Source organism: Plantibacter sp. 2H11-2 (assembly GCF_050031945.1).
Taxonomy (GTDB): domain Bacteria; phylum Actinomycetota; class Actinomycetes; order Actinomycetales; family Microbacteriaceae; genus Plantibacter; species Plantibacter auratus.
This window is the reverse complement of record NZ_JBNBBL010000005.1, coordinates 322,379-329,827: the sequence shown is the minus strand read 5'-3', so window position 1 is coordinate 329,827 and position 7,449 is coordinate 322,379. Positions and strand designations below refer to the sequence as shown.

At 69.4% G+C, this 7,449-nt stretch carries 5 protein-coding genes; all 5 read right to left on the bottom strand.

From position 1 onward, the window contains the following. Positions 1-63: 63 nt before the first annotated feature. The 5 genes from ACQG07_RS12695 to lysS all read right to left on the bottom strand — a co-directional run bounded on the left by ACQG07_RS12695 (position 64) and on the right by lysS (position 7,330). On the bottom strand, positions 64-3,579 hold the full coding sequence (locus tag ACQG07_RS12695; RefSeq protein ID WP_426738460.1) for an SdrD B-like domain-containing protein: 3,516 nt from the start codon (positions 3,577-3,579) through the stop codon (positions 64-66). Between the two features lie 196 nt (positions 3,580-3,775). Beyond that, positions 3,776-5,245: a cardiolipin synthase gene (cls, locus tag ACQG07_RS12690; RefSeq protein ID WP_137242235.1), complete on the bottom strand. Its 1,470-nt coding sequence runs from the start codon at positions 5,243-5,245 to the stop codon at positions 3,776-3,778. A 78-nt stretch (positions 5,246-5,323) separates the two neighbouring features. Then, on the bottom strand, positions 5,324-5,521 hold the full coding sequence (locus tag ACQG07_RS12685) for a hypothetical protein (RefSeq protein WP_194718988.1): 198 nt from the start codon (positions 5,519-5,521) through the stop codon (positions 5,324-5,326). A gap of 100 nt (positions 5,522-5,621) precedes the next feature. Continuing rightward, positions 5,622-5,768, bottom strand: coding sequence for a hypothetical protein (locus ACQG07_RS12680; protein WP_153303387.1), 147 nt, complete (start codon positions 5,766-5,768; stop codon positions 5,622-5,624). Between the two features lie 41 nt (positions 5,769-5,809). Continuing rightward, positions 5,810-7,330, bottom strand: a complete 1,521-nt coding sequence (gene lysS / locus ACQG07_RS12675) for a lysine--tRNA ligase (protein WP_159877844.1) — start codon at positions 7,328-7,330, stop codon at positions 5,810-5,812. Positions 7,331-7,449 lie beyond the last annotated feature (119 nt).

Sequence of the window (7,449 nt, the reverse complement as noted above, 5' to 3'; positions counted from 1 at the left end):
TAATTGTCGTCGGCAGCGTCAGATGTGTATAAGAGACAGCCCGCGGCCCGACTCACGGCCTCGTCACTCGGTCGTGACCGGTCCGTCCGTCGGCTGCTCCGGTGCGACGAGGCGTCGCGTCCGCCGCAGCGCGAGGACGAGCAGACCGGCGACGACGAGCAGGCCGGCCGCGAGGAGCGCGCCGGTCGTGAGCCCGGCGCCGGTGACGGCGAGCGGACTCGCGGTGTCCCGGCCGGTCGTGGCCTCCGGCGCACCCGGCGTCGCGCCCGGTCCCTCCGGAGCCGGGCCGGTCCCGGGCTCGGTCGCGATGAGACCGCCGTTCCAACGGAGGTCCTCGCCGTCGGTTCCGTTCGGCGACGGGTCCGCGATCACGATGTCCGGCATGACCCACTCCGCCGGGTCGATCGCGGAGTTCCGGAGATCGTCGTCGCCGACCCGAGGCGACGTGGCGTCGGCCATCAGGTCGTCCGGGAGTCGCACGTCGATCCGGTAGGCACCGGAGCGGAGCGCATCGAACCGGTACCGGCCGTCGGCGTCGGTCGTGGCGGTCCGGGTGACCGGCTCCCCGCGCTTGTCGGTGCCGGTCAGTTCGAGCTCGACGTCTGCGACACCGGGCCCGGGCGTCCCGTCGAGCCCGTCGTCGTCGAGCCCGTTCGCGTCGAGATCCCACCAGATGCGTTCGCCGAGCGCCGAGCTCACCAGCTGAGCCGCGACCTGGGGCGATTGTGCGCCGAGCGATTGCGTCGCGGAATGCACGACGGCGTCGTTCACGAACCGGGCGTCGACCGCGGCACCGATGGTCGTCAGCTCGTAGTCCACGACCACTGGCGCGAACGGCGTGAGCTCGGCGACGGTGGCCTCGATCGCGGTCGCCTCTGCGATGGACGCCGGGCAGCCGGTCATGCCGAACTCGTCCGCCGCGCACCACCGCGCTCCGTCCGGCAGGGTGCCGAAGCCGTCGTCGACGACGGGGTCGACGTTGCTCGCGACCGCATCACCGGGGGCCGCCGTGTAGCGGAGGTCCGCTCCGTCCGACGAGGCCGAACCCGCCAGGACGCCCTGCCCGGTCGAGCCACGTTCGTCGCCCGGGTACGGGAGGACGTCGATCATCCGCACCTCGCGCTGCACGGCCCCGGCGCTCATGTTCCCGAAGACGACGTCGACCTCGACCGCGTCGCCGAACTCGACGACGGACCGGGCCACGTGCTTGTCGATCTGCAGTCCGGATGGGGTGGTGACCACCATCGACTGCCAGGAGTAGTGGGAGTCGAGTCGTCCTGGCTCCGCGGGGAAGTCCGTCAGGGACCCCGGGTCGTCCGGACTCGCGACGATCGCACGATTGAGGAACTGTCCGACGGAGAACCGGTCCGAGACCGCGATGTAGGCGATCACCGGCTCGGCTCCCTGTCGGATCCGCCCGAGGTCCCAGGTGAGGAGCGTGCTGCCGTCCGCCTGCGGGACCACGGTCGTGGCCGCCGGGGTCGCCGAACCCTCGTCGAAGAGGAATCCGGCCGGCAGGGAGTCCGTGACCGTCACGGCGTCGGCTCGATCGGCCACCCCGTCGGGGGTGATGATCTGCGGACGCACCTCGAAGGTGATGGGTGAGCCAGCCGCGATCGGTGCCGGAGCGCCAGGCGCGACCTCCGGTGAGGTGGCCCGCTTGTTGAGCGTGACCGCCGCGTTCGCGGCGACCAGTTGATCGCCACGGGGGTACTGTGCGTTGCCCTCGGACGCGCGGTACCGGCCGTGCCACCATCCGTCCTCCACCCAGGCGGTCGCCGACTCCCGGTCCGGACCGTTGCCGGAGGACTTGATGCTGTAGGTCTCGGTGATCATGGTGCCCACGTCGAGGCCCTGTCTGGCCTGCAGTTGCACCCACAGGGTCACGCTCGTGCGAGGAGGGAGCTCGCCGTCGACGGGACGAAGACGGACCTTCGTGATGTCGTCGGTGTCGACGAGTGACGGGTCGGCGATCCAGGTGTCGTCGGCGTCGTCGCAGGTGGTCGCATCCATCTGCGCCTGCCGGGTCTCGGCGTCGGCCGCGGCGTCGACGCTGGGCGTCGTCCCGTACTCGACGATCACAGCCCCGGCGGTTGAGCGGAACTCTGCAGGGTCTCCTCCGCCGGGACGCTCACCGACCTGCTGGGTGGCCGGGTCGAACACCGCGCAGAGCACGGCGCCGGTCAGGGGGCTCGTCGTGGTGTTGTTCCAGGCGACGGTCTGCTCGAACCGCTGGCCGCCGGCGACAGGCCCGTCGCCGGAGCCGGCCGTGCTCTGTCCGGGCACCATGCGGTTGTCGGTCCGGCGGTCCGAGTACCGGCTCGCGTGGTCTCCGCCGCCGGTGCGCTGGGCGATCGTCGCGGTGGCGACGTTGTCCGCCAGCGGCTCCGGAGCGTTCGGCAGAGGCGTCCCGTCCGCGGCGACACCCGTCACGCGGAGATCGGCGAGGTCCAGCCGCACGGGCAGGGCGCCGTTCGCCGGGACGTCGTCCTCGGGCACGAACACGCCGAATCGTCCAATGGCGAGGTAGCCCTGCGCCGTGATCGCGGAGCCGGAAGCGGACCGCGAGGGGATGTGGTCGCCGCTCAGGTCGGCCCCACTGACCGTGACGAGGACGGAACGGCCGTCGGCTGCCGGCTCGCAGGTCCAGGTCCCGGAATCCGAGACCGCGTCGTCGCCTCCGCCCGCCGCCTTCGGGAAGACCGCGGAGTCGAAGGCCCCGGTGAGACAGCTCTGCGGCACCGGCCTCCCCTCAGGGTTGACGGTCGCGAGCCGCGCGCCGGCTGGATACCCGTTGAGATCGATGACGAAGGTGACGTCGCCCACGACGTTCCCGGATCCGCGAGCGCCGCGTCCCTCATCGGTGCCGAAATCGGTGATCGAGAGGTAGGTGTCGTGTGCGATGTACCAACCCACGGTGCCGTCCTGCTCCTGCACGCCGTCGACGACCGGCCCCCGTCGGACGCCGACGTTGACGCGCGGGCCGCTGCTCACCACCAGATCCGGTGCGGTCGTGCTGGCCCGGATCTCGGACCCGTCGGCGGCGTCGGCGGCGATGATCTCGATACCGTCCTGCGGCGCGCTGATGACGGTGCCGTTCGCCGGCGCGGTGGTGAGCATCGCGGTGAGCTCGATGGCGCTCACGGAGTTCGGGAGGACGTCGGAGCGGACGCAGTCGAGGACGGCGCGGTCGGGACTGACCGTCGATCCGGCGACGCAGTACCCCGGCAACTGATCGACGGTGGGCCACTGCAACCCTTCGGGCAGCCGCTGTCGGACGACCACCCGGTTGTCGCGGGCGGCCCCGCGCAGCTGCGCCTCGATCGTGTATGTCACGGCGTCGTGGGACCGCAGCACCGCGTCGTCGGGTGAGACGTCGAGCCCCGGACCGGGCGCCTGATCGAAGGGAACGCTCCCGGTGGCGGTCCGCTGCAGCGAGGTGTTGAGGCCGAGCGACTGGGTCGCGGCGGCAGCGGGAGTCGAGGTGGTGTCCGGTGCCGTGACCGGCAACATGGCGCCACCGGTGACGGCGACGATGGACAGGGCGCCGAGCGCCCTGCGGAAGAGGATGGTGTTCACGTGGGTCCGACCTTCTGGAGGAGAGGGGGCCGTCACACGATACACAAATTGGTCGACTGATATGTGGAATACGCAAGAATCCCGACGATGTAAGACGGGTGTTGGGGCCGGGTCATGTGCGGTGGACCGGCGGAGGAGGGTGTCCGCGGCGCGGACGGCTCCTTCGGTCGGATCGCCCGGCCGCGCGCGCCAGCGTCTACTGCAGCGCGGACGTCAATCTGGCGAGGTTGTCGAGCACCGTCGACCGGAGGGGCTGCTTCAACCATTCCGCGAGCGTCAGTTCCTTGCTGATCTCCCGGTACCCGTCCTCGACGCCGCGCATCTCCTGAACGAACTCGCGCCCGCGGACCATGAGCGAGACCTCCAGGTTGAGACCGAAGGAACGCATGTCCATGTTGCTCGACCCGATGACGGCGACGTCGTCGTCGATCGTGAAGTGCTTCGCGTGGAGGATGTACGGCGCCGGGTACTGGAAGATCCGCACGCCGGCTCGCAGGAGCGCCTCGTAGTAGGAGCGCTGCGCGTGCCAGACCATCGCCTGGTCGCCGATCTCCGAGACGAACAGGTCGACCGGCACACCACGCTGGACCGCCGTCGTGACCGCTGCGAGCAACGACTCGTCGGGCACGAAGTACGGACTCGTGATGACGATGCGCCGCTGCGCCGCGTAGATGAGGGTGAGGAACAGCTTGAGGTTGTTGTCGCCGTCGAACCCCGGCCCGCTCGGCACGACCTGCAGCTCGAGGTCGCCCACCGGTCGGGCCTCGAGCAGACCGACCTCATGAGACAGGACGTCGCCCGTCTCGCTGTACCAGTCGCTTAGGAAGATCGTGTTGATCCCCGCGACCCCGGGGCCCTCCACCCGCGTCATGAGCTCCTGCCACTGGAGACCCCGCTTGATGTTGCCCGGCTTGTTGTAACTCCGGTCGATCATGTTCTGCGAGCCCATGAACGCGACCGCGCCGTCGACGATCACCATCTTGCGGTGGTTCCGGAGGTCGGGACGTTGGAACTTGCCCTTGAACGGTTGGAGCGGCAGCATGAGCGCCCACTGGGCACCCATCGCGGTGAGGCGTTTCAGCGTGTGCTTGTAGTCGGGGGTCCGCCAGCTCGCGAAGTGGTCGAGCAGCACCCGGACCGTGACGCCGCGGGCCACCGCGCGCTCGAGCGCGTCGAAGAACGGCTTCGTGGTGCGGTCGCAGGTCAGGATGTAGAACTCGACGTGCACGAACTGCTCGGCACGGTCGACCTCGTCGGCCATGGCATGGAGCGAGGCCTCGTAGTCACCGATGAGACTCGCGGTGTTCCCGCCCTGCAGCGGCATCGACCCGAGGTTGCGGTTGAGCGTCACGACCGACCGGAACCAGGCCGGGGCGTTCGACGTCAGGTTCGCCTTGACGAGGTCGCGGGTCGTCTGGCGGATGTAGACGTTGATGTCGTACTGCTTCCGCCGGCGCACCCGTGGGAGTTTCGGATTGCCGATGAGGAGGAAGGCGATGACACCGACGTACGGGATGAGGAAGATCGCGAGCAGCCAGGCCATCCCCGCGGTCGGGCGCCGGTTGCGCGGGACGACGATCACCGCGATGACACGGATGATGAAGTCCAGGACGAGGGCCGTGATGCCCAGCCAGTTCCAGGAGAACTCGATCGTCATGTCGCCCATCCGCTCAGCTGCCGAGGCTCCAGCCTACTGACCATGCCGGACAGCTGTGGGGCGACATCGCCACGTGATACGGGCGGGTCAGACCTCGCGAGGGGCGGAGGGCTCGACCGGCGGGAGACCGAGCTTCGCGCGCTGCTCCGCCTCGACCTGCGCGTACGCCTTACGCTCGTTGCGGTCGGACCGCAGGATGGCGCGCATCACGACCCAGAAGATGATGCCGACGACCACGGTGGGCAGCAGCGACCAGAGCGCGTTGAGCCAGTAGTCTTCGATCACTCCTCAATCGTACCGCCCTTCGACAGGCTCAGGGACCGGAGGGTTCGCTCAGGGACCGGAACGACGTGGTCGCGCGATGCCGAACGAGCGCGCAGCGGCCTCAGGAGCCTCCGGCGAGGGCGCCCCACAGACCGCTGACGACGAGGTACAGGCCGATCCCGCCGACCACGATCCAGATGGTGATGCGCGCCGTCGTCGGCCCCTGTTTCTTCGGGTCCTGGTGGTCGCCGGGGTCCATCATGCTCATCGTCGCGCCTGACTGTCGGTGGTCGTGCTGCCGGGTGGCCGCTACTTGACCAGGGGGAAGAGGATCGTCTCGCGGATGCCGAGACCGGTCAGCGCCATGAGGAGTCGGTCGATGCCCATCCCCATGCCTCCGGACGGCGGCATCCCGAACTCGAGCGCCCGCAGGAACTCCTCGTCGAGACGCATGGCCTCGACGTCGCCCTGTGCGGCGAGCTTCGCCTGCTCGATGAAGCGTTCGCGCTGCACGACCGGGTCGACGAGCTCGGAGTAGCCGGTGGCGAGCTCGAAGCCGCGGACGTAGAGGTCCCACTTCTCGACCGCGCCATCGATGGAGCGATGGGCGCGCACGAGCGGGCTCGTGTCGACCGGGAAGTCCATGACGAAGGTCGGGCGCTCGAGGCCACCCTTGACGAAGTGCTCCCACAGCTCCTCGACGTACTTGCCGTGGATGGGGTGCGGGACCTCGACGCCCTCACGCTCGGCGAGCGCCTTGAGTTCCTCGATCGGCGTCTGCGGCGTGATCTCGACACCAGCGGCGGCCGAGAGGCTCTCGAACATCGAGATGCGGTCCCACTCGCCACCGAGGTCGAACTCCGTGCCGTCGGCCCAGGTGACGACGTGGCTCCCGCTCGTCGCGAGCGCGGCGTTCTGGACGAGGGTCTGCGTGAGGTCGGCCATGGTGCCGTAGTCGCCGTAGGCCTCGTACGCCTCGAGCATGGCGAACTCGGGGCTGTGCGTGGAGTCGGCGCCCTCGTTGCGGAAGTTGCGGTTGATCTCGTAGACGTGGTCGATGCCGCCGACGACGGCGCGCTTCAGGTACAGCTCGGGCGCGATGCGCAGGTAGAGCTCGGTGTCGAACGCGTTCGAGTGGGTGACGAAGGGGCGGGCCGAGGCTCCACCGTGCATGACCTGGAGCATCGGCGTCTCGACCTCGACGAAGTCGCGCTCGGTGAAGGTCTGGCGGAGGCTGGCCACCGTCTTGGCCCGGTCGAGCACGTTCTTGCGCGCCTGGTCGCGGGCGATGAGGTCGAGGTACCGGCTCCGGACCCGCGTCTCCTCGTTCAGCTCGTTGTGGAGATTCGGCAGGGGCAGGATCGCCTTCGCCGCGATGGTCCACTCGGCCACCATGATCGACAGTTCGCCGCGGCGGCTGGAGATGACCTCGCCGGAGACGAAGACGTGGTCGCCGAGGTCGACGAGTTCCTTCCAAGCGGCGAGCTGTTCGTCGCCGACGCTGGCGAGGCTCACCATCGCCTGGATGCGGCTGCCGTCACCCGACTGCAGGCTGGCGAAGCAGAGCTTGCCGGTGTTGCGCAGGTGCACGACGCGGCCTGCGACGCCGACCGTGACGCCCGTCGCCTCGTCGGGCTGGAGCTCACCGAATCGGGCGCGCACCGCCGGGATCGTGTCGGTGATGGGGAGGGTGACGGGGTAGGCGCCACCGGCACCCGACGTCGCCTCGTCGATGAGGCGCTGGCGCTTCGCGAGCCGGACGGCCTTCTGCTCGGAGAGCTCTGCCTGCTCTGCTGCGTCGTCGATCGGCTCTGGCGTCGTGTCAGTCATGCGGTGGGATTCTCCTCGTGCGGTCACTGGAGTTTACCGGGGACCGTGCGGGCCGCGCGCACGGCCGGTTTCCTATGAACCGGCTATCGACGCCCTGACAAGGGTCTGCGAACAACCAT